The sequence below is a fragment of the Rhodoferax sp. GW821-FHT10B06 genome, from assembly GCF_059415605.1.
Genome location: NZ_JBWKNO010000012.1, coordinates 22,320 through 41,788 on the forward strand (window position 1 = coordinate 22,320; position 19,469 = coordinate 41,788).

General features: G+C 61.8%; 15 protein-coding genes. 8 read left to right on the plus strand and 7 right to left on the minus strand.

Annotated features, from left to right (window positions below; genetic code table 11):
* Positions 1 to 125 precede the first annotated feature (125 nt).
* From prsT to AC07O2_RS17810, 4 genes are all read left to right on the plus strand, one after another.
* Positions 126 to 2,948, plus strand: coding sequence for an XrtA/PEP-CTERM system TPR-repeat protein PrsT (gene prsT, locus AC07O2_RS17795; RefSeq protein WP_495077079.1), 2,823 nt, complete (start codon positions 126 to 128; stop codon positions 2,946 to 2,948).
* Between the two features lie 192 nt (positions 2,949 to 3,140).
* Positions 3,141 to 3,998 (plus strand): exosortase-dependent surface protein XDP1, encoded by an 858-nt coding sequence (xdp1, locus tag AC07O2_RS17800; protein ID WP_495077080.1) that lies wholly within the window; start codon positions 3,141 to 3,143, stop codon positions 3,996 to 3,998.
* Positions 3,999 to 4,176: 178 nt separating this feature from the next.
* Positions 4,177 to 4,671, plus strand: a complete 495-nt coding sequence (locus tag AC07O2_RS17805) for a MarR family transcriptional regulator (protein ID WP_495077081.1) — start codon at positions 4,177 to 4,179, stop codon at positions 4,669 to 4,671.
* Between the two features lie 104 nt (positions 4,672 to 4,775).
* Positions 4,776 to 6,335, plus strand: coding sequence for a DHA2 family efflux MFS transporter permease subunit (locus AC07O2_RS17810; RefSeq protein WP_495077082.1), 1,560 nt, complete (start codon positions 4,776 to 4,778; stop codon positions 6,333 to 6,335).
* A gap of 48 nt (positions 6,336 to 6,383) precedes the next feature.
* Here AC07O2_RS17810 and AC07O2_RS17815 read toward each other — a convergent pair whose 3' ends face one another.
* A complete protein-coding gene (locus AC07O2_RS17815) occupies positions 6,384 to 7,169 on the minus strand; it encodes a carbon-nitrogen hydrolase family protein (RefSeq protein ID WP_495077083.1) in 786 nt (261 codons plus the stop codon).
* On the minus strand, positions 7,166 to 8,860 hold the full coding sequence (locus tag AC07O2_RS17820; protein WP_495077084.1) for a flavin monoamine oxidase family protein: 1,695 nt from the start codon (positions 8,858 to 8,860) through the stop codon (positions 7,166 to 7,168). Before AC07O2_RS17820 ends, AC07O2_RS17815 begins: the two co-directional genes overlap by 4 nt.
* Before the next feature lie 79 nt (positions 8,861 to 8,939).
* Here AC07O2_RS17820 and AC07O2_RS17825 point away from each other — a divergent pair, with 79 nt between their 5' ends.
* The 4 genes from AC07O2_RS17825 to AC07O2_RS17840 all read left to right on the plus strand — a co-directional run bounded on the left by AC07O2_RS17825 (position 8,940) and on the right by AC07O2_RS17840 (position 15,398).
* Complete coding sequence (locus AC07O2_RS17825) at positions 8,940 to 9,530, plus strand: cupin domain-containing protein (RefSeq protein ID WP_495077085.1); 591 nt, start codon at positions 8,940 to 8,942, stop codon at positions 9,528 to 9,530.
* 355 nt (positions 9,531 to 9,885) lie between these two features.
* Positions 9,886 to 11,730 carry a PAS domain-containing sensor histidine kinase gene (locus AC07O2_RS17830; RefSeq protein ID WP_495077086.1) on the plus strand — a complete coding sequence of 615 codons (1,845 nt, stop codon included), beginning with the start codon at positions 9,886 to 9,888 and terminating at the stop codon, positions 11,728 to 11,730.
* Positions 11,731 to 11,733: 3 nt separating this feature from the next.
* On the plus strand, positions 11,734 to 12,132 hold the full coding sequence (locus AC07O2_RS17835) for a response regulator (RefSeq protein ID WP_495077087.1): 399 nt from the start codon (positions 11,734 to 11,736) through the stop codon (positions 12,130 to 12,132).
* 17 nt (positions 12,133 to 12,149) lie between these two features.
* Positions 12,150 to 15,398, plus strand: coding sequence for an EAL domain-containing protein (locus AC07O2_RS17840; protein ID WP_495077088.1), 3,249 nt, complete (start codon positions 12,150 to 12,152; stop codon positions 15,396 to 15,398).
* A 29-nt stretch (positions 15,399 to 15,427) separates the two neighbouring features.
* On the opposite strand, the gene AC07O2_RS17845 is transcribed toward AC07O2_RS17840, so the two are convergent.
* From AC07O2_RS17845 to AC07O2_RS17865, 5 genes are all read right to left on the minus strand, one after another.
* The gene (locus AC07O2_RS17845; RefSeq protein WP_495077089.1) at positions 15,428 to 16,234 is read right to left on the minus strand and encodes a LytR/AlgR family response regulator transcription factor; all 807 of its coding nucleotides are present in this window, start codon (positions 16,232 to 16,234) and stop codon (positions 15,428 to 15,430) included.
* Positions 16,235 to 16,237: 3 nt separating this feature from the next.
* A complete protein-coding gene (locus AC07O2_RS17850; RefSeq protein ID WP_495077090.1) occupies positions 16,238 to 17,290 on the minus strand; it encodes a sensor histidine kinase in 1,053 nt (350 codons plus the stop codon).
* Positions 17,274 to 17,570: a 2TM domain-containing protein gene (locus AC07O2_RS17855; RefSeq protein WP_495077091.1), complete on the minus strand. Its 297-nt coding sequence runs from the start codon at positions 17,568 to 17,570 to the stop codon at positions 17,274 to 17,276. The genes AC07O2_RS17850 and AC07O2_RS17855 overlap by 17 nt, the downstream gene beginning before the upstream one ends.
* Before the next feature lie 33 nt (positions 17,571 to 17,603).
* Positions 17,604 to 18,017: a DUF2306 domain-containing protein gene (locus tag AC07O2_RS17860; protein WP_495077092.1), complete on the minus strand. Its 414-nt coding sequence runs from the start codon at positions 18,015 to 18,017 to the stop codon at positions 17,604 to 17,606.
* 82 nt (positions 18,018 to 18,099) lie between these two features.
* Entirely contained in the window at positions 18,100 to 19,467 is a 1,368-nt protein-coding gene (locus AC07O2_RS17865) for a chloride channel protein (protein ID WP_495077093.1), read from the minus strand.
* Positions 19,468 to 19,469: the final 2 nt, after the last annotated feature.

The following is a 19,469-nucleotide window of genomic DNA, read 5'->3' on the forward strand; positions in this document are numbered from 1 at the left end:
AAGCAAATCACCGATAGCCCATTTCCTCACGGAGTGGGGAGATTCCTCCTGTAAAGGCTTTGTTACATGGGCTAACATTCCTGGATTGGGCTGCACCGTGCGCCCGCTGCCAAGAGTTGCCCTCCATGAAGCTATTTCCCCTTTCTAGCAGCGCGGCTTTTGCCGGGCGCGCCACGCTTTTGGCTTTGCTGTGTGCCACCAGCGTTTCCTCCTATGCGGTGTCAGACAGCAAGGCATCGCGTTATTACGAAGATGCGCTGAGTCGCTATGAGCGCCACGACATGCCCGGCGCCATCATCCAGCTGAAGAATGCGCTTCAAATCGACAAAAACATGCTGCCCGTCCAGGTGCTGCTGGGCAAGGCTTTGCTGGCGAATGGCGAGGCGGTGGCTTCCGAGGTTGCGTTGAATGAAGCGCTGCGCCTGGGGGTGAACCGGGCCGAAGTCGTGGTACCGCTGGCCCAAGCGTTTATCGCCCAGGGCAAGCACAAGTTGATGCTGAGCCAAGCCTTGTTCAATCCCACCGGTTTGCCGCCTGCCACGCAAATCCAGCTTTTGCTGCTGCGTGCATCTGCCAGCGCAGACATTGGTGAGCCACGGGATGCGTTGAAAGCCATCGATGAAGCCCGTATCGTGGACGGCCGCAGTGCGGAAGTCTGGCTGGCCGAGGTGCCGGTGCGCATTCGTTCGCGCCAGTTCAGCGAGGCCAATTCGGCCATAGACCGGGCCTTGGCCCTGGCACCTAATTCAGCGGAGGCGCGTTATCAAAAGGGTTCTTTGGCCCACGTCCAAGGTGACCTGCGTGGTGCCATGGCGGCCTATGACGCTGCCTTGCAGTTGGATGTGAAACATGTGGAAGCACGCGTCGCCCGTGCGGGTATTGCTATCGATTTAGGAAAATATGCAGAGGCCGCCAAGGACGTGGCAGAGGTGCAGCGCCTGTCTCCAAGCGAGCCGCGCGCGGCTTATCTCAAGGCCCTGCTGGCTGAGCGCGACGGCAAACCTGTTGCCGTGCGCTCGGCCCTGGCTGAGGTCACGGCTTTTCTGGACCCTGTGCCGGTACCCTTCATCCAGTACCGTCCACAGCTGCTGATGCTCAACGGGCTGGCGCATTTTGGATTGGGTGAGACCGAAAAGGCCAAGCCTTATCTGGACTCTTTCCAAAAGATCCAGGGCAATAGCCCGGTGTCCAAGCTGCTGGCGCAGATCAATATGGCCGAGGGCAATTTCGGGCGGGCCACCGATCTATTGGAGGAGTATGTCAAGGCGCAGCCTGGGGATGGCCAGGCCATCACCATGTTGGCTGGCGCCCATATGGCCCTGGGGCACAACGCCAAGGCGACAGCTTTGATGCAGCAGGCTTTGGCGACTAAAAATGCACCCGAATTTCACACCGCATTGGGTATGAGTTTGCTGGGCGGTGGCCAGACCGGCGACGCGATTGCTCAGCTGGAAACCGCCTTCAAAGACCCCAAGCAAACGCAGGCGGGTACCGGCCTGGTGATTTTGTACCTCCGGGATGGACTCTCTGACAAAGCTTTGGCCATTGCCGACAAATTGGTGAAGCAGCAGCCCGGCAATGCTGTTTTTTTGAACATGCTGGGCATGGCTCAGGCCCAGGGCGGCAACCGGGTAGCCGCCAAGGCCAGCTTCGAGCGCGCTCTGGCACTGGATGGCAGCCTGCTGCAGCCCAAGCTGAATTTGGCCCGGCTGGATATGTTGAACAAGGCCTATGACTCGGCTGCAACCCGTTTGGCCGCTATCTTGCAGTCCGACGACAAGAATGTGGATGCCATGTACGAGATGGCCAATGTGTCCGATCGTCGTGGCCAAACCGCGGAAACGCAGCGCTGGCTGGAAAAAGCCAACGATATCTCCGGCCCTGGCGAATTGCGCCCTGGTACCTCGCTGGTGGAGTTCCATTTGCGCAACCTCGCGCCGGCATTGGCATTGGAGGCCGCCAAGCGTCTGTCTGCCAAGGCGGGCGACAACTTGCCTGTGATGCTGGTGTATGGCCGTGCTCAATTGGCCAACGGCGATCTCGAAGGTGCGCGTTCCACCTTCTCCGGCGCAACCCGTTTCGCCGACTTCAACGCACCTCAGCAAACCGAAATTGCAACCTTGCAAATGGCGGCGAACAACCCTGCAGGTGCCGCCTACAGTCTGGAAAAAGCCTTGTCCAGCAAGCCTGACTTCCTGCCTGCTTTGGCCTTGATGACCGACGTGGAGTTGCGGCAGGCAAATCCTGCCAAGGCCGAGCAACGTGCACGCCAGGTTCTCGCGTTGGCGCCGAAACGGGCGATTGGCTACAGCCTGTTGGGAGACGTTGCGCAGGCCCGTGGCCAATCTGCAGCTGCAATCGACAACTACCGCCGAGCCCTCCAGATCGAGCCGAGCTCGGACACGCTGCTGCGCTTGTTCCGCGCCTTGTCAGGACAGGACGGCGGTAAACCCGCCGTGCAGTTGGCGGAGCAATGGTTGAAAACGCGGCCACAGGATGCTCCTGTGCGTCGCGCTTTGGCCGATGGCTATGCGCGTGCTGGCAACTACGCCGCAGCCCGCACCAGCTATGAGTCTTTGCTGGCGCTGTCTCCTGACGACGCTGATGCCTTGAATAACCTGGCCAATGTGCTGTTGCGCTTGAAAGATCCCTCGGCGGTCACCGTGGCCGAAAAGGCCATGGCTAAGGCACCCAGCAATGCCAACGCGATCGACACACTGGGCTGGGCCTTGTTTCAGAATGGCCAGGTGGATCGCGCCTTGCAACTATTGCGCGATGCGCGCCTGCGCGAGCCCGGCAACCCGGACATCCGTTACCACCTGGCGGCGGTTCTGGCCCAATCCGGACGCAAAACAGAGGCCCGTGATGAAGTCGAGGCAGCACTGAAATCCGGACGCCGTTTCGAGACCATGGCCGAGGCCGATAGCTTGCTCAAAAGCTTGCGCTAAGTCGCCTCGGATTGATCTTTATATTGTGTCGACATCCTTTACATATGTAACACTTTTGATAGAGGCGAATTCCATAAGTCATTGATAGTAAAGAGTTTATTTGTTTGGCATGAGGATTGCTTCGTTGCTTACATATAGCCGACAGATTTTTACAGTCGTCGCTTCGCTTAATTCGGTTCAAGAGGAAAAATGATGAAAACCCATTCTGCAAACCACGGTTCCGTCAAACAATGGTTGTTGTGCGGTGCATTCGCTCTGTTGTCCGCACCTAGCTTTGCAGCGGGTACTTGGGCGCTGGATTCTGGTTGCAATAACTCCACGAGCATTGGTAATACCCTGACCTGCGGCTCTGCTGGCGGTACTACGCTGAATGCCCAGGCCTACTCCACAGGTACGGGTACTGTCGCGGCTCCGACCACGGGCACCGCATTTGCAGCAGCAAACGTTCGTAACTGGGGTTCTGGCTTGGGTTTGGGCGTAGTGTCCGTCAACGAAGATGCGACCAGCCCCACCCACACGGCTGACAACCAGAATGGTACGGATCTGATCCTGCTGAATTTTGGTTCGGCCGTGAATATCACCAGCCTGACCCTGGGCTACTGGGCTAGCGATGCGGACATCACTGTATTGGCGTACACCGGTGCGGGCACCCCAACCATTACGGGTAAGACCTTGACCGGTACCAGTGCGGGCCAGGCAACCAATTCCACTACCTTGAACGCGGCCAATGGCTGGACTTCGGTCAAGAACTACGGAACGGCAGGCACAACGACGGCTACCAACACCGGCGGCACAGGCACTGATGTCACCTACAACACGACAGACAGCACTACTTATTCCAGCTGGTGGCTGATCAGTGCATACAACTCCGGCTACGGCGGTGGCGCAATGGATGCTATCAATGACTTTGTGAAGCTGTTGTCTGTGGCTGCCAATGTGAAAACCACGACCAGCAAGGTGCCTGAACCAGGTTCCCTGGCTCTGATGGGGGCCGGCCTGCTGGGCATTTTGGGCACCTCGCGCCGCCGCAAGGCTGCAGCTGCTGCCTAAGCACTGTTTGCAAGCCGCTTGCGGCTCAATAAAAAAGCACCGAAGTTCGGTGCTTTTTTTATGCCCGTCGTATTTCTCGGGCTGCTGAGCAACCGTTGATCATGGTTGACTGCATGCAATAAATGATAACGTAGGTTATTATTTATTCTTTGGTATTTCTCTTTCCTGTTCACACTCCATGCACGACAGTTTTTCTCCCTACGAATCCGCCATCCATGCGATTGCGGCCCAGCTACCGGGTTCGCCAACGCGTGAGGCCATTCTGACCCGCTTGCTGTTGCATATCGGCACCCGCTTGGGGGACGCATTTGATTCCAAGCTGAAAGAGCAGGGGCTGAACTACACGACCTGGACGGCGTTGGTGGTGCTGTACAGCCAGCCAGAGCGGCGCATGCTGCCGTCTGCTCTGGCCACTGTGATCCACGCCTCGCGCACCCACTGTTCGCGGATTGCGGATGACCTGGTGAAAAAGGCCTGGGTAGCCCGCGCCGCCAGCGATGTAGACCGGCGTGAGGTGTTCATGCAACTCACGCCGGAAGGCCAAAACTTGGTGGAAACGCTGCAGCCTTTGCGCCGCCAGCAATACAGGGCGCTCTGGGCCGGGTTTTCTGAAAAAGAGATGGGTCAGATGGATGCGCTGCTGCGCAAATTGCTGGGCGTTCTGGATGGCTGAAGCTCTTTTTTTGCCCAATTAGTAACCTGCGTCACTATCACCGGGGTTGCCATTTCGCAATCCGTGGTGTCCATCCTTCCAATTGCCTGCAAGACAGAACTCCCATGCCATCCGCCGATTCTGCGACTGCCGTTCCCGTAGCCCCTGACGTCGCCAGGCATCGCGGGCTGGTCACCGTGGCCATCATGCTGGCCACCATCATGCAGACGCTGGACAGCACCATTGCCAACGTGGCCTTGCCGCACATGGAGGGCAATCTGTCGGCTTCGCAAGACCAGATTTCCTGGGTGCTGACCTCTTATATCGTGGCGGCCGCGATTGCTACCCCGCTGACCGGCTGGTTGACCGGGCGCTTCGGACGCAAGCATATCTTCTTGACCTCAGTGGTGGGCTTCACCTTGGCCTCAGCGCTGTGCGGTCTGTCCAACTCATTGACGGAGATCGTGTTGGCGCGCTTGCTGCAGGGTTTGTTTGGTGCGGCTTTGGTGCCCTTGTCGCAGTCCATCATGCTGGACACCAACCCCAAGGAAAAGCATGCCCAGGCCATGGCGATCTGGGGTATGGGCGTGATGATCGGCCCCATCCTCGGTCCAACGCTCGGCGGTTGGTTGACCGACAACTTCAGCTGGCGCTGGGTGTTCTTCGTGAATATTCCAGTGGGTATCTTGTCCTTCCTGGGTATCAAGGCCTACATCCGCGAAACCGCTATCCAGAGCAAACTGCGCTTCGACGTCTATGGCTGCATTGCACTGAGCCTGGCGATTGGTTTGCTGCAGATGTTCCTGGACCGCGGCGAGCTGCTCGACTGGTTCAGCTCCACAGAAATCGTGTTGGAGGCGGCTGGTGCGATGGTCAGCTTTGCCTTCTTTATTGCGTTGACGGCCACGGCCCGGGGCGCCTCGTTCTTCAATGTGCAGCTGTTGAAAGACCGCAATTTCGTCACCGGCCTGACGCTCTACTTCATGGTCGGTCTGCTGCTGTACGCAACCCGCGCTTTGCTGCCACCGCTGCTGCAGTCGCTGATGGGCTACCCGGTGGTGACGGCCGGCCTGGTGATAGGCCCCAGCGGCATAGGCACCATGCTGTCGATGATGGTGGCGGGGCGTATTGCGACACGGACCGACCCACGGGCCCTGATTGGGCTGGGTTTTGGCCTGACCGCGTTTTCGTTATGGCAGATGTCGGGCTTCAGTTTCGATACCGGCGAATCCGCTGTGGTCTGGTCGGGTTTCATCCAGGGCCTGGGTTTGGGCTTTGTGTCGGTGCCGCTGACAACCATCTCGTTTTCCACCCTGAATCCGATCTACCGGCCGGATGGCACCTCCATCTACAGCCTGTCGCGCAATATCGGCAGCAGCATTGGTATCTCGGTGATGCAGACGGTATTGACCCGCAATACCGCGTTGTTCCATTCGCAGATGGTGGAGCACATCAACCTGGCGAGCCCGGCCGTCCAGGCCGGCCTGCCCACCGTCTACAACCTGGCCACGCAGCAGGGTTTGGCCGCCTTGAATAGCGAAGTCACCCGCCAAGCTACTTTTCTGGCCTATATCAACGACTTCAAGATCATGATGGTCGTCACCTTGCTGTCCATGCCCTTGCTGCTGTTGATGCGCAAGCAGGGCCGTGTGGCACCACCCGTGGACGCGCACGTAGTGGAGTAATGTGTGAGCCAAATATGCCTCCAGCGTAGGTTTTATCTGCGCTGGCAGCTATGGATTTAATAGTGAGTTCAGGTGGCAGTTCAAGGCCCGTCCACGTGTCAAGCCGGTTTGCGTCAGTTCTGCCAATAGCAGTTCGGCGCCACGCTCCGCCTGCACCAGGCCTGCGCCATCGGGGGCCGCCACGCAGCTGAGCCCGCCGTAGGCCAGATCACCCTCATGCCCGCAGAAGTTCGCATAGGCCACAAACAGCTGGTTCTCGTAGGCCCGCGTCGGCACCAGGTGCTGGGCGACGAAGTCGAAGTCGGCCATGTTGGCGGTAGGCACGACGACCAGGTCGGCGCCTTGCAGGGCCAGGCGGCGGGTGTTTTCGGGGAATTCCACGTCGTAGCAAATCAGCAGGCCGAGCTTCCAGCCATGGAGTTCGAATAGCGGTTCGTCACCCGTGCCGGGGGCGAACATGCTGCGGTCCAGCGCGCCGAACAAATGGGTCTTGCGGTATGTGCCCAGCGTGCGGCCTTGGGCATCCACGCATTGGGCAGTGTTGAAGATGTGGCCGGCGGCATCGTGCTCGGGATGGCCGAAGACGATGGCGATCTGGTGTTGGCGGGCGATGGCGGCGACGGCCTGGGCGCGTGGGCCGTCTGCCGCTTCGGCCAGTACTCTGGCTTGGGTGGCGCCAATGTTGTAGCCGGTCAAAAACATCTCGGGCGTGACCAGCAAGTGGGCGCCGGCCGCGGCAGCATCGGCGGCGGCCTGGTCCAGGCGTTGCAGATTGCCCAGCACGTCGCCGGGCTGGGATGCGCATTGCAGCAGGGCCAGTTTCAGATCGGTCATTCGGGGAGTTCCATGGGGCCTATGTCCTTGAACACATCGCCGGGGCCGGGGTTCTCGGCATGCGTGCGGCCGCCGAAGTGGTGCAGGATGCCCCACACCGCGTTCAGCGATGTCTGCACCGCACCTTCGACCCACGCCGGCGTCCACGATACATCGTCGCCGGCAATGAAGATGCCGCGTTGGGCGGCGGGCATGCCGTCCTGCATGAAGTGGGCAAACATGCGCTGGTTGTAGCGGTAGTGGCCGGGCAGGGCGCCTTTGAATGCGCCCAGGAAGTGCGGGTCGGCCTCCCAGGAAATGGTGATCGGGTCGCCGATGATGTGGCTGGCAATGTCAACGTTCGGGTAGATCTTCTTCAGCGCATCCAGGGCCAGCTTGACGCGCTTTTCGGGTGGCTGGGGCAGCATCTTCAGCGCGTCGCCCATCCAGGCATAGGACAGGCAAATCACGCCGGGCTTGCCCGGCCCGTTGTCGAACAGATAAGTGCCGCGGGTCAGCCGGTCGGTCAGCGTCATGCTCATGGTGTCGCGGCCGGTAACGGGGTCTTTGTCCTTCCAGAACGGGCGGTCCACCATGACGAAGGTTTTGCTGGATTGCATGTAGCGCGTGCGGTCCAGCGCCATCCACATCTTGTGCGAAAACAGCGATTCCTCGCAGGCGATCTGGGTGGTGAGCAGCCAGCTTTGGCAGGTGGTCAGCACGGCGGCATAACTGCGCGTGTCGCCCCAGCGGTCGGTCACGGCAAATTGTTTATCGAATGGGCCATCAGCCTGGCGGTGGATGGCGGCGACGCCGGCGCGCGGGGCGCCGCCGTGCAGGCTGGCCAGGCTGGTGCCGGCGGGCCAATGCGCCATCTTGTCTGGCGCGTGCTGCCACAGGCCCAGCGGTACCTGGTCGACACCGCCTTGGATCAGGCGCTGCTCGTCGTCGCAGTTGGTCATGACTACGCGCAAGATTTCGAGCATGGAGTTGGGGAAGTCCGAATCCCAGCCGCCGGTGCCAAAGCCGACCTGGCCGAACACCTCGCGGTGCTGGAACGACAGGCCGGCGAAGGCCTTGGAAGTCGCCACGAAGTCGTAGAAAGTGCGGTCGTCCCACAGCGGCACCAGCTTGTTCCACAGGGCCTTGAGCGCGGGCACGTCGCGGCTGCGGATGGCGTCCTGCACGGCCTGGAAACTGGCGCCGTCTTCCAGCGCCTGGCTCCAGGCGTCGGCCACTTCCTTGAACATGGGCGGCAGGTCGGCCAGTTTTTCGGCGTAGTAGGTCTGGCCTTCCAGGTCCACCACGGTGCTGCCGGAGGCCGGGGTCAGCGGATTCGGGAAGGGTTGCGACGCCAGCCCTAGCTGGTTCACATAATGGAAGAACGCGGTGCTGGACACCGGGAAGCGCATGCCGCCCAGCTCGGCGATTACGCCTTGGCCGCCCTCGAAGGGCTGCGAGCGCAGGCGGCCGCCCATCTTTGAGGCTTCGTAGATCACGGGCTTCAGCCCCAGCTTCATCAGCTCGTAGGCCGCCACCATGCCGGCCATGCCGGCGCCGACGATGGCCACCTCGGCACCCAGGTGCTCGGCGGGCAGGCTGCCCAGGCCGGCAGGGTGGCGAATCCAGTCGTCGAAAGCGAAGGGAAAATCGGGGCCGAAGATGGTGACCGGCGGCTTGTCGGACGGGGCGGTGGTGTGGTCTAGTGGCATGGCAACGCTCAAGTGATCGGTATAAGCGTATATTTTGCTCATAATATTGAGCAAGCGGGTAACAATTTAGGAAATATTCATGGCAGATGCCCAGTTTGATGTGGGAAGCCGCTTGCGGCAAGTGCGCAGCCAGGCGGGCTGGTCGCAGCGCCAGCTGGCGGAGCGGGCCGGCGTGCCGTCCAGCCAGATATCCACGATTGAGCAGAACAAAAGCAGCCCCTCGGTGGCCTCGCTGCGCAAGATATTGAACGGCATTCCGCTGACCATGGCGGAATTCTTCGAGCCTGACCAGAGCCCGACCGACAGCGTGTTCCATAGCCCGGCCGACCTGGTGGACCTGACATCCCGCCTGACCCAGCACGCCCCCGGCGCCAGCGGCGACCGCACCTTGACATTGCGCCAGGTCGGCAATGCGCGCGCGCACAACCTGCAGATACTGCAGGAGCGTTACGAGCCAGGGGCCGACACCGGGGTGGACATGCTGGAGCACGCCTCGCACGAGGGTGGCATCGTGTTGTCGGGCGAGATCGAGTTGACCGTGGGCGAGCAGGTGCGGGTGCTCAAACCGGGCGACGCATATTTGTTCGACAGCAGCCTGCCGCACCGCTTTCGCAACGTGGGCGACCGGCCAGCAGAAATCGTTTCTGCCTGCACTCCGCCGTATTTATAGGATTTGCTATTGAATAAATAGCGTCTTGCGCATATTTCATCTGCGTAAGCGGCCTATTTGGCTTAAGAATTTTTGTCCTAAAAAGATAGCGCAATGTGTACCGCGACACGGTGCGGCCGGTATCCCCCATTTGTGGGACTGATGTTCTTCGATGCTCTGGACGTATCGCGCGCGATAGTGTTACAACGAGTCAAAAGGGCTGGCGTATTGCACACCTTTGTGGCGCCAGCAGACTTGCTTGCTGGGGCGTATGCATGGGGACCGAGAGCACACTGAGTCTGAAAGGAATTGCGATGGGCCAACAGCTGTTGTTCTGCGTAGACGTGCAGTCAGGCGTTCTGGTGGCGAGCACTGCATGAGGCCAGATGCCAGCGATCCTCTGTGGGTCTTGAACCCGGACGCACTGTTGACCATCACGCCGGATGGCCGTGTGCTGCAGTGGAATCCGGCCGCAGAATTGCTCTATGGCTACCGCCCCGACGAGGCCGTGGGCCAGTCCTTGGTGGCGCTGGTGGTGCCCCATGATCACGTACAGGAAGAACAGGGCCGGCTGGACGATGTGCTGCGTATGGGGCTGGTGGTCTACGAATCATTGCGTCGTCGCAAGGACGGCACCCTGGTGCATGTCAGCGTGTCTACCCGCTCGGTCTACGGTGAAGATGGCAGGTTGGCGTACTTTCTGTCCAACCAGAAGGACGTCACGCACCTGAAGGTATTGCGTGATGCCAAGCTGGTACAGGCGCGCTTCCTGGACTTGCTGGAGTCCACGCCGGACGCGATTGTGATGGTGAATGTGACGGGGCGTATTGTGTTGGTCAATTCTCAAGCCGAGAACGTGTTTGGGCATACGCGTGCCGAGTTACTCGGCCAGCCGGTGGAGATTCTTCTGCCCAGCCGTTTCCGCAGCGCCCACCTGGGTCACCGTGGAAATTTTTTCAAGCAGCCTCGTACCCGTACCATGGGAGCGGGTCTGGAGTTGTATGGCTTGCGCAAGGGCGGCGAGGAGTTCCCGGTCGAGATCAGCCTGAGCCCTCTGGATACCGAAGAAGGCACGATGGTGATGAGCGCCATCCGCGATATTTCGGACCGCAAGAAGGCCGACCAGAAGTTCAAGGACCTGCTAGAGTCTGCCCCGGATGCGATGGTCATCGTCAACCGGGACGGCATCATGGTGCTGGTCAACTCCCAGGCGGTGCAGCTGTTTGGCTGGACCCGCGACGAGTTGTTGGGTGAGCGCATCGAACTTTTGGTGCCCGAGCGCTTCCGCCTTAAGCACCCGGGCAACCGGTCCGGGTTTTTTGTGCAGCCGCGGCCCCGCTCCATGGGCGCCGGGCTGGAGCTGTTTGGCCTGCGTAAAGACGGCTCGGAGTTTCCTGTCGAAATCAGTCTGAGTCCGCTGGAGACGGAAGACGGGCTGTTTGTCTCCAGCGCCATCCGCGACGTGACCGACCGCAAGCTTATTGAGCAGACCCTGCGCGACAAGAATCGTCAGCTGGAAGAGACCGCCTTGGCGAAAGACCTGTTTTTCGCCAGCATGTCGCACGAGTTGCGCACGCCTTTGAACGCCATCATTGGCTTTACCGGCACCTTGCGCATGAAGCTGCCCGGCCCGCTGAATGCCGAACAGGACAAACAGTTGCAAATCGTGCAAACCAGTGCACGCCACCTGCTGTCGTTGATCAACGACCTGTTGGACCTGGCCAAGCTGGGCGCCAACAAGATGGATCTGACTTTGGAAACAGTGGACTGCAGCGCGCTGCTGGACGAGGTGGGCGCCGCCCTGCGCCCCGAGGCCGACAAAAAGGACCTCGACTTCAGTCTGCATCTTCCGCCCGCTGCGCTGCTATGGCACACCGACAGTCGGTCGTTGAAGCAGATCGTTATGAACCTGCTGGGCAATGCCATCAAGTTCACCGAACGTGGAAGCGTGCACATGCGTCTGGAGTCGCGGGTGGGGCCGAATGGGCCTACTCTGTTCATCAGCGTGGAAGACACGGGCCCCGGCATTCCGGTGGAGGACCAGGGGCTGCTGTTCGATGCCTTTTCCCGCCCCAGGGCGGCCAATAAGCGCAAACTTGAAGGCAGCGGCCTGGGCTTGCATCTGAGCCGCAAGCTGGCCGAGGAGCTTGGAGGCCAGCTCAGCTTCCATAGCGTCCATGGCCAAGGTAGCACTTTCACTCTTGCATTACCGGAGGGATAAGCCGTGCCAGCTCGTATTTTGATCATTGAGGACGATGATTTCAGCCGGGATCTGGTGCAGTACCTGTTGCATGCTGCGGGCTATGTCACGCTGGATGCGGTGGATGGTGGCGTGGGCTTGCAATATGCATTGGAAAAGAACCCTGATCTCATTCTTTGCGATTTGCAAATGCCGGTGCTCAACGGCTACGATGTGATCAGTCGCTTGAAAAACGACCCGCACTGGCGCCCGGTTCCCATCATCGCCCTCACTGCCTTCTCCATGGCGAGCGACCGGGACAAGGCTCTGGCGGCCGGCTTCGACGACCATGTCACCAAACCCATAGCCCCGGAGCACTTTATCCAGCAGATCGAGTTATTGCTGCCCCCCACTTTGCGTGCTTTGCGGCGCATAGATACATAGAACGCTGGAACTGACGCATGGCAAAAATATTGGTGGTGGACGACCAAGCTCCGAACCGTGAACTGCTAGTGACCCTGATTGGCTACACCGGGCACCAAGCCCTGGAAGCATCGGATGGCGCCGAGGCTCTGGCCATCGTGCGAGAGCAGAGGCCTGACCTGGTGATTTCGGACATTCTCATGCCCACCATGGACGGCTACGAGTTCGTGCGCCAGCTACGCGCCGACCCGCTGGTGGCGGCCACCGAGGTGATCTTCTATAGCGCGCACTACCGCGAGCGCGAGGCACGTAACCTGGCCAAGAGCTGTGGCGTGACGCGCGTCCTGGTCAAGCCCAGCGAGCCCGAAGAAATCTTGCGTGTCATAGAGCAATCTCTGCAGCGGGTGCCTGAGCCTGTCGCGCCACCGGATGTGGAAGCCTTTGACCGCGCGCATCTGCAGGTGATGACCGACAAGCTGTCTGAAAAGTTGGATGACCTGCGCGCCACCAACCGCCGCCTGGAAGCCCTGAGCACGCTCAATCTGCACCTGGCATCGGAGCAAGACCCCTACACGCTGCTGGACAAGGTGTGCCGTGGCGCCCGTGATTTGATGGGGGCCAAGTATGCCGTGTTGTGCGTGAACGGCAAAAACGGTGGCCCGGCCGTGTTCTTCACCAGTGGCATAGACCCCAGCTTGCTGCAGACGCTGGAGCACCCGCATGTGGAAACCGGCGCTTTGGGACTGGTGTATTCCCGGCGCCAGTCCGTGCGGATGGACTGCCCGGGCGGTGAGCCCACGGCCATAGGACTGCCGGCCAACTACCCGCCGCTGCACAGCTGTTTGCTGGCCCCGGTGGCATCGATTTCACATTGCTACGGCTGGATTTGCCTGGCAGACAAACTGGGTGCCGGCGGCTTTAGCGAAGAAGACGAAAGCATGGTGGCCACCATGATGGCCCAGGTCGGTCGTATTTACGAAAACGGCAGCCTCTACACCACGGTACGCCAGCACGCAGAGCAGTTGCAGATCGAGATTACACAGCGCCAGCTGGCCTCAGAAGCACTGCAGGCCAGTGAAGAGCGGCTGTACCGGGCGCAGATACTGGCCAAGCTGTCCCACGTCATCACCGGACCACAGGGTGTGGTGGAAAGCTGGCCTGACACCTTGCCGCCTTTGTTGGGTCTCAAGCCCGAAGAAATGGTGGACTCTGCCCGCGCCTGGTTGACGCTGGTGCACCCGGATGACCGCGCGCTGGTCAGGGCCAAGATGCAGGAGGCCGATGCGACTGGCACGCGGGTGGACTTCACCTACCGCATGCGGCACAGCAATGGCTCGGTGATCCATATCCGCCAGGTCACAGAGCAATTGATGGACTCCGAGGGGCGGCCAGTGCCGGTGCGCTGGTTCAACACCATCCAGGACGTAAGCTACCAGAAGGAGGCCGAGCGTCGTATTCAGCGGTTGAACCGTGTGTACGCGGTGCTCAGCGGTATCAACACGCTGATTGTGCGTGTGCGCAAGCGCGATGAGCTGTTTAACGGAGCCTGCCAGATTGCGGTCGAGCATGGCCGCTTCCAGATGGCGTGGCTGGGCGTGGCGGACTGGCATGCCATGCAACTGATTCCGGTGGCCTGTGCCGGGGCACCCCCGGATTTTTTGGCCTCCCTGCAAAACCGCTTCAGCCTGGAGGAGTGTGCTCCCATGGGTACCCCTATCTCCGTGCGCGCAGTGCAGAGCAAGCGCCCCATTGTGATCAACGATATGCAGGAGTACGCAGGCAGCTTGTACTTCCTGCAGACCATGGACCCGAGCGTCCGCTCCTTGGCCTATCTGCCACTGATGGTGTCCGACAAGGCCTTGGGGGTGCTGGTTCTTTCGGCAGACGAGACCGGCTTTTTTGACGACGAGGAAAAGCTGCTGCTGACCGATCTGGCCGGTGACATCGGCTTTGCCATGGACCACCTCGACAAGGAGGAGCGGCTTAACTACCTAGCCTACTACGACGTCATTACCGGCCTGCCAAACCGCAGCCTTTTCCTGGAGCATGTCAGCCAGCATTTCCGCCCGCATGACAGCGGCAAGAGCGTGCTGGCCATTGGTCTGGTGGATATTGAGCGCTTCCGTGTCATCAACGACACCATTGGGCGGCAAGCTGGCGACGCCTTGCTGCGCCAGGTGGCCGAGCGCATCCGTGCCAGCCGCGTGGGGTTGGACGCCGTGGCGCGGGTGGGGGTGAACTGCTTTGGCGTGGTGGTGCATGACCAGCGTGACGAGGGCGCGGTCGCGTTGATCCTGGAGCAGTTGTTGCGCGACTGCTTTGCCAAGCCCTACCTGGTGGACGGCACCGAGCTACGCATCGCCGGCAAAGCGGGCATTGCGCTCTACCCTGTGGACGGCAACGATGCGGAGATGCTGCTGCACAATGCCGAAGCAGCGCTCAAACGGGCCAAGAGCTCGGCCGAGTCTGTGCTGTTTTATGCACCCGAGATGGACACCCGTGTGGCCAAGGCGCTGGACCTGGAAAGTAGGCTGCGCACGGCACTGGAACTGGGACAGTTCGTGCTGTATTACCAACCCAAGATCAGTCTGGTGAATGGCCTGCTGACCGGTGCCGAGGCGCTGATACGCTGGAACGATCCGCAAACCGGCCTGGTGCCACCCGCGAACTTCATTCCCCTGCTGGAAGAAACCGGCCTGATTTACGAGGTGGGTCTGTGGGCCATGCGCCAGGCCATCCAGGACAATATGCGCTGGCGTGCCGAGGGCCTGACGCCCGTGCGCATTGCCGTCAACGTATCGCCTCTGCAATTACGGCACCGCAATTTTGTGGCCGCGGTCCAGCAGTCCATCAGCGTGGACGACAAGGCGGCGGCCGGGCTGGAGCTGGAGATTACCGAGAGCCTGATCATGGACGACGTGCAGACCAATAGCGAGAGCTTGCGGGCGATACGCGCCATGGGGGTGAGCATTGCCATCGATGACTTCGGTACCGGCTATTCCTCGCTCAGCCATTTGTCCCGGCTGCCGGTGGACACCCTGAAAATCGACCGCTCCTTTGTGCTGGAGATGGTGGCCGGTCCGCAAGGCCTGGCCCTGGTCTCCACCATCGTCACCTTGGCGCATTCCTTCCGCCTCAAGGTGGTAGCCGAAGGGGTGGAAACCAGCGAGCAGGAGCGTCTGCTGCGCCTGCTGGGCTGCGATGAAATGCAGGGCTATTTGATCAGCAAGCCGGTGCCGGCCGATGTCTTCGAGTCCCGCTACCTGGCCCAGCTGGCCAGCGGTTGAACGGCGGCTAAGTTCGCGGGCGGGCCACCCTACATGGCTTTGAACAGGTGCGCGTACAGGCGGCTCACGGCCAGTTTTTCGGGCCTGGCACGCAGCGTGAGCTGCAGCTTGCCGCTGGCATCGCGCAGCACGCTGTCTATGCCCTGGGCCTGTACCACGGTGCCACGGTGTACCTGCCAGAAGCTGCGTGCATCCAGCTGCGGCAGCAGCTCCTTCAGTGGCGTGCGCAGCAGGTATTCATGCTGGGCGGTCAGCACGCGCACGTATTTGTCGGCGGCTTCCAGGTAGACCACTTCGTCCACTGGCACCAGGCGGATGGTGTTGCCATTGCTGGCCTGCAGCATCTTCAGCGGGGCCGGTGTAGCGACCGCCGGGCTACCCAGCAGGGCGCGCAGTTGCCCCAGCGTGGTTTCCAATTGGTTTGCTTCCAAATGTGTAGCGGCTGGCGCAGATGCCGCCAGCGCCAGCTGCAGTTTTGCCACTGTTTTTTGCAGGCGGGCGGTCTGTACTGGTTTCAGTAGATAGTCCACCGCCTGGGCCTCGAAGGCCTGCACGGCGTAATCGTCGAACGCAGTCACAAACACCAGGGCGGGGAAGGGCGTGCCTCCGGGCCACTGGTCGGCCAACTCGGCGGCGGCCTCCAGTCCGTCCAGGCCGGGCATGCGGATGTCGAAAAACAGCAGCTGGGGCTGCAGTTGCAGGGCCTGGGCCACGGCGGACGCCCCGTCGGCCACGCTGGCGACGATGCGCAGTTCCGGCCAGGCCTGGGCCAGGGCGGTTTGCAGTGCCTGCGCCAGCAGGGGTTCGTCTTCGGCGATCAGGGCGGTGGCGTGCATGCTTCAGTGATTTATGAAAAATGAGGCTCTGGCGCAGGTACCACCTGCGCTGGCAGCTATTAACTCGATAGCAGATTGGGGGCCGTAGGCGGTCGTCAGCTGTTCGCGCGCCAGGCCCAGGCCGAAGCCGCCACCGGCCGCTGCGGAGGGCATGTCTGCCGGCGGTAGGCCTACGCCGCTGTCCACCACCTCCAGCAGCACATGGTCGCCGCTGCGCCGGGCGCTGACCAGGATGCTGCCGCCCGCCACCTGCGGCTCCAGGCCGTGGCGTATGGCGTTTTCTACCAGCGGTTGCAACAGCAGGCTGGGCACGGGTAGGTCGACCAGCGCGGCGGGTAGGTCCAGCGTGTACTGCAGGCGCGGACCCATGCGCACGGCCATCAGCTCCAGATAGTCCTGCAGGCGGGCGAATTCGGCGCTGAGCGGGTGCATGGTCTGGCGCGACGCGCTCAGCGTGGCGCGCAGAAAATTTACCAGGCGGTCCAGCATGGCGGTGGCGCGTGCCGGGTCCAGCGTGATCAGCACGCGCAGATTGGCCAGGGTGTTGAACAGCATGTGCGGCTCCAGCTGGGCCTGCAGTAGTTGCAGCCGGGCCTCGGCCATGTGTAGCTGCTGGGCGGCGTTACGCTCCCGCGCCTGGCGCAGCAGCAGCTGGCTGATGAAGTAGTAGGTGCCGCCGGCGCCGGCAACCAGGCTGAGCACCAGGTAGGGCAGGCGGGCCAGGCTGTGCCAGTCCAGTGGCAAATCCAGCAGCAGCCGGGCCAGCACACTGCCGCCCAGGTAGCCCAGTAGCACACCGGCCGGCACGATCAGCAGCAGGCGCCGCCACTGGCGTTCAATGTCGCAGACCCAGAGGCGCGACACGGGTTCTATAGCCGCCCAGATGCCCAGGCCTATGCAGTGCGAAAACACCAGGTTGCTGGCCAGGTCGTAGGGGCCGGCCAGCGTCAGGCCCAGGGCGATCAGGGTGTTCAGTGCCAGCGCGGGGACCAGTACGGCCAGCACACGCGGCAGGGGCAGGCTGCTCAGGCGCATGCGGCTAGTTTTGCCGCTCACGCTCACGCTCACGTAGCAGGCGTGCGCGCTCCTGCTGCACCAGGCGTTCACGCCAGCCGCTGCCCGGTGGCAGTACGAACACCACCAGGCCATGGATCAGCAGACCCAGGCCCCAGCCAAAGGCCGAGGTCAGCACAAAGTGGCGGCCGTTGTAGAGCGACAAAAAGGCCAGCCCGGTGTTCACCACCAGAAACACCAGGGCGTGGATGTACCAGCCAATCTTGCGGCCCGCGCGCCGGCGGGCCAAGGTTTCCAGATCATCGTAGTGGTCAGCAGACATGGGGGCTCCGGGGTAGGTGGGGATTGTGCATGCTCATAGCAAGCCAAGCCACTGGTTCCACACCAGTTGGCCTAGGGTACGCCGCGGCAGCAGGGTTAGTAGTCCGGTCACCACGCAGGCCACGAAGTACAGCCTCTGCATGACACGGCGGTGGGTCGCAATATCGCCGCCTGCCAAAGCGTGGAATGCGCGGAACAGGAAGACAGCGATGACCACGACCAGCAGGTGAATGGGTGTGTACCCCGCCAGGTTGGGCAGCTGGAAATCGCGGATGAACAGCGCGGACGTGGCGGTGATCAGCATCAGCGTCACCCAGGCATAGCCAAAAGCCCGGTGCAGGCGTGGGCGCTGGCTGCGGCCCTTGCGCGCCCACAGGGCGACAGGGCCGGTGGCCACGGCCAGCAGGGCGGCGGTCATGTGGACGGCGATCAGGGGTGTCAGTGTCATGGCGTGCAGCAGTGAAATGGCAATGCCCGCACTGTGCCGGCGGCCGCGCGCTACGGCCAGTGGGCTGCGACGAACTGCAGATTCAGTGGTGCAAGCTGCTGTTGTGCGGTGTAGGTGGCATAGGTAAAGGCTCAGGCAGGCGCCCCAGTTGCAGATTTGCCAGCGACGCATACAGCGGTGCGCTGACCAGGCGTGATACCCCGCTGGCCACCAGCGCGCTGGTCATCAGGCTCAACACCAGGCCGTGGCCGTCCACCATCTCCATGACGATGATGAAAGAGGTCATGGGTGCCTGGGTCACCGCCGCCAAAAAGCCCACCATGCCCAGGGCGATCAGGGTGGGGGCGTTGGCATAGTGGGTCAGCTGTGCAATGTCGTTGCCCAGCGCACCGCCAATCGCCAGCGAGGGTGCAAAGATGCCGCCGGGCACGCCGGCCCAACTGGTGATCCAGGTGGCGCAGAACTTCAGCAGCACATACAGCGGCGCCAGGGCCGATGCATCGCCTGCACCTTCCAGCATGGCCCGCGTGTGGCCGTAGCCGCTGCCGTAGGCCGTGCCCTGGCTGGCGCAACCCAGCAGCGCCACCAGCAGGCCGCAGCCTGCGGCGAAACCTACCGGCGACCGCTTGCGCCAGCGGCTGAACCGGTCTTTGGAGCTGCCCGCCAGCGACACCGCCAGCAGCCGCGCAAACAGCCCACCCGCGGCACCACTCAGCACCGCCACCAGCAAGCCGGGTAGCAGCAGGGCCCAGCCCAGGTTCTCCACCCGTATCACGCCGAAGTAGGTGGCGTTGCCGTAGACCGACACGGCCATCAGCCCGCTCAGCACGATGGCCGCCAGCACCAGGCCATTGCTGCGCTGCTCGGGCTTGCGCGCCAGCTCTTCGATGGCAAACATCACGCCGCCCAGCGGGGTGTTGAAGGCCGCGGCGATGCCGGCAGCGCCGCCGGCCAGCAGCAGGCCGTAGTCGGACACGCGGGCACCGCGCGGCAGCCAGCGCCGAGCATGGTGCATCACGCCAGCCGCAATTTGTACCGACGGGCCCTCGCGCCCCAGCGACAAGCCGGCCAGCAAACCCCAGGCCGTCAGCAGCATCTTGGCTACCGATAGGCGCAGGGACACAAACAGCGCCCGTGCACCCGTGGGCACACCGGGCGTCATGGCCGCCATCACCTGCGGAATTCCCGAGCCTGCCGCACCAGGCGCAAAGCGCCGCGTCAGCCACACAATGGCCGCCGTGCAGGCTGGTGTCCACAGCAGTGGCAGCCACCAGGCATATTGGTTTAGTTGTGAGAAGTACGCTAGCGCATGCTCCGTCAGCCAGGTGAAACCCACCACGATGAGCCCGGCGAGTGCGGCAAAGCCCAGCACCACCGCGCGGCCGGCCCATAAGCGCCAGTCGGCGACCTCGCGCTGCAGCGCGGAAAAAACTCGGGGATGTGGGTCCATGG

What these genes read in the sequence shown, in the direction of transcription:
- prsT (WP_495077079.1), top strand. Translation starts at nt 126, where the DNA reads ATGAAGCTATTTCCCCTTTCTAGCAGCGCGGCTTTTGCCGGGCGCGCC.
- xdp1 (WP_495077080.1), top strand. Translation starts at nt 3,141, where the DNA reads ATGAAAACCCATTCTGCAAACCACGGTTCCGTCAAACAATGGTTGTTG.
- AC07O2_RS17805 (WP_495077081.1), top strand. Translation starts at nt 4,177, where the DNA reads ATGCACGACAGTTTTTCTCCCTACGAATCCGCCATCCATGCGATTGCG.
- AC07O2_RS17810 (WP_495077082.1), top strand. Translation starts at nt 4,776, where the DNA reads ATGCCATCCGCCGATTCTGCGACTGCCGTTCCCGTAGCCCCTGACGTC.
- AC07O2_RS17815 (WP_495077083.1), bottom strand. Translation starts at nt 7,169, where the DNA reads ATGACCGATCTGAAACTGGCCCTGCTGCAATGCGCATCCCAGCCCGGC.
- AC07O2_RS17820 (WP_495077084.1), bottom strand. Translation starts at nt 8,860, where the DNA reads ATGCCACTAGACCACACCACCGCCCCGTCCGACAAGCCGCCGGTCACC.
- AC07O2_RS17825 (WP_495077085.1), top strand. Translation starts at nt 8,940, where the DNA reads ATGGCAGATGCCCAGTTTGATGTGGGAAGCCGCTTGCGGCAAGTGCGC.
- AC07O2_RS17830 (WP_495077086.1), top strand. Translation starts at nt 9,886, where the DNA reads ATGAGGCCAGATGCCAGCGATCCTCTGTGGGTCTTGAACCCGGACGCA.
- AC07O2_RS17840 (WP_495077088.1), top strand. Translation starts at nt 12,150, where the DNA reads ATGGCAAAAATATTGGTGGTGGACGACCAAGCTCCGAACCGTGAACTG.
- AC07O2_RS17845 (WP_495077089.1), bottom strand. Translation starts at nt 16,234, where the DNA reads ATGCACGCCACCGCCCTGATCGCCGAAGACGAACCCCTGCTGGCGCAG.
- AC07O2_RS17855 (WP_495077091.1), bottom strand. Translation starts at nt 17,570, where the DNA reads ATGTCTGCTGACCACTACGATGATCTGGAAACCTTGGCCCGCCGGCGC.
- AC07O2_RS17860 (WP_495077092.1), bottom strand. Translation starts at nt 18,017, where the DNA reads ATGACACTGACACCCCTGATCGCCGTCCACATGACCGCCGCCCTGCTG.
- AC07O2_RS17865 (WP_495077093.1), bottom strand. Translation starts at nt 19,467, where the DNA reads ATGGACCCACATCCCCGAGTTTTTTCCGCGCTGCAGCGCGAGGTCGCC.